The sequence below is a fragment of the Calditrichia bacterium genome, assembly GCA_020634975.1.
Classification (GTDB): Bacteria; Calditrichota; Calditrichia; order RBG-13-44-9; family J075; genus JACKAQ01.
In genome coordinates this window covers 1-1889 of record JACKAQ010000014.1, presented here as the reverse complement: position 1 = coordinate 1889, position 1889 = coordinate 1, and the positions used below count along the sequence as shown (strand labels likewise).

Below are 1889 nucleotides of genomic sequence, written 5' to 3'. Positions count from 1 at the left end.
GGAGATCCCTGCCTTCGCAGGAATGACCGAGTATTACAGCTTCAAAATTCTATTCGCCAAACAGCCAACCATCCGCGATTCAATTTCGGAACAATTTCTGTGGAAAAGTGTCCCGAAACTGAATCGCAGGTTATCCTACTCAATCTCACCAAGCTGACGATATTTTTGCAAATATTTTTCATATAATTGTGTGTGGCGACTGCTCAAATCGACATGCCGGCCGGCGATAAACATATGCTCAACCTGGGTGGTAATTTCCAACGGATCACCGGTGGTAACGATCAGCGTGGCATCCTTCCCTACTTCCAGCGAACCGACCCGTTCTGCAATCCCGAATATTTGCGCGGGATACAACGTCACCGATTTCAACGCTTCATCTTTTGGTAATCCATAAGCTGCGGCGGTTGCTGCTTCGTATGGCAGGTTTCGGGAATGTCCCGGATCACTAACGCCTTCTGATGGTGCGATGCAAAAACGAACACCTGCGGCATGTAATTTTGCAGGTCCGGTGAACGGCGTGTCGTATCCTTCCCAACGACGATCCGGCAGTGAATGAACGTTGTGATAAATCACCGGGATATCCTGCACTTTCAATTCATCCGCGATGCGCCATGCGTCATATCCGCCAACCAGAATCATTTGCAATTGCTCTGTTTTCGCCCAATCCATCGCCGCCTGAATCTGGCGAATATCATCTGCGTGAATAAACACCGGCTCTTCTCCGGTGATAAACGGCGCCATCGCTTCCAACCGAGTGCTCGATTCAAACGGTTGACCGGATGACTTTAATTGATGATACGCCCGCGCATCTGCGAAAAATTTGCGAAGATTTTCCAACTGCTCGTCGCGATCTTTCAATTGATCTTCAGCGCTTTGGCGCATCCAGATCCGTTCAATGGCCTTCATTTGCGGCCAGCGGATGTGCAGTCCCACCGGCGATTTTTCGGTCATATTTTCCCATGTCCAGCCATCGAGCGACATTAGTGCGGATGTTCCGGAGATCAATCCGCCCTGCGGTACGCTTTGGGCAAGTGCGACGCCGTTGGCGCGGGTTACGGGGAGTAATTCGCTATCGGGATTATAGGCAACTTCCGCCCGTACTTCCGGGGTGAACGTGCCGACTTCGCGATAATCGCGGGTGGCGCGAACGGCATTGATTTCCGATAAACCGAGGATAGTGTTTGCCGCAATCATTGCCGGATACACATGTTTTCCGTTGATATCAATGATTTCCGCATTTTCCGGTAACGCAGCTTCTCCGCCGATGAAGGTAATTTTGCCGTTATCGAACAAAATGGTGGTTGCCGGCAAGGTAGCACCGCTGACGGTGTGCACCGTGCCGTTGACCAATGCAATGGGATGATCCTGCGGCGGTGCAGGCACCTGATCGCTGGCGAAAGCCACCCAGCCGAACCCGGTAAGCAGAAATATTGCCAGCGAATGCCGGCAGATTTTCCGGGCATTTGATTTCATTATAAATAACAGGGAAATCAGTATCATCTAAAAGTGCTCCAATTTATTTTTCAGGTTTTGAATGTTTCATTTTCAGAGTTTTGATAAAAATAACCAATGATTAGCACGTTATACCCGTCCCGATTTATTCGGGCAACCAAACGGTGGCATTCATAGATTCCCGCTAAAAGATTGCGGGAATGACAGTAGCAGGTATGTTAATATTCAATGCTTTCAAAGAAATATTAATTTGTGAAAATTCGTGGAATTTGTGGTTAATAACCGGTGTTACGCATTTTAGCCACAGAAACACCGAGGAACACAGAGATTTTTTTTAAACTCTAAAAAGACAGTGAGAGATGAAAAGGTTATAATCAGCAAAAACAAGCATTTATTAAAGAAAAGGTTGCTGTAATATTTCTCTGTGATTCTCCGTG

General features: G+C 47.5%; 1 protein-coding gene. It reads right to left on the bottom strand.

Annotated features, from left to right (window positions below):
• Nucleotides 1-135: 135 nt before the first annotated feature.
• On the bottom strand, nucleotides 136-1500 hold the full coding sequence (locus tag H6629_24005) for an amidohydrolase family protein (GenBank protein MCB9070852.1): 1365 nt from the start codon (nucleotides 1498-1500) through the stop codon (nucleotides 136-138).
• Between the last annotated feature and the right edge of the window lie 389 nt (nucleotides 1501-1889).

What these genes read in the sequence shown, in the direction of transcription:
- H6629_24005 (MCB9070852.1), bottom strand. Translation starts at nt 1,500, where the DNA reads ATGATACTGATTTCCCTGTTATTTATAATGAAATCAAATGCCCGGAAA.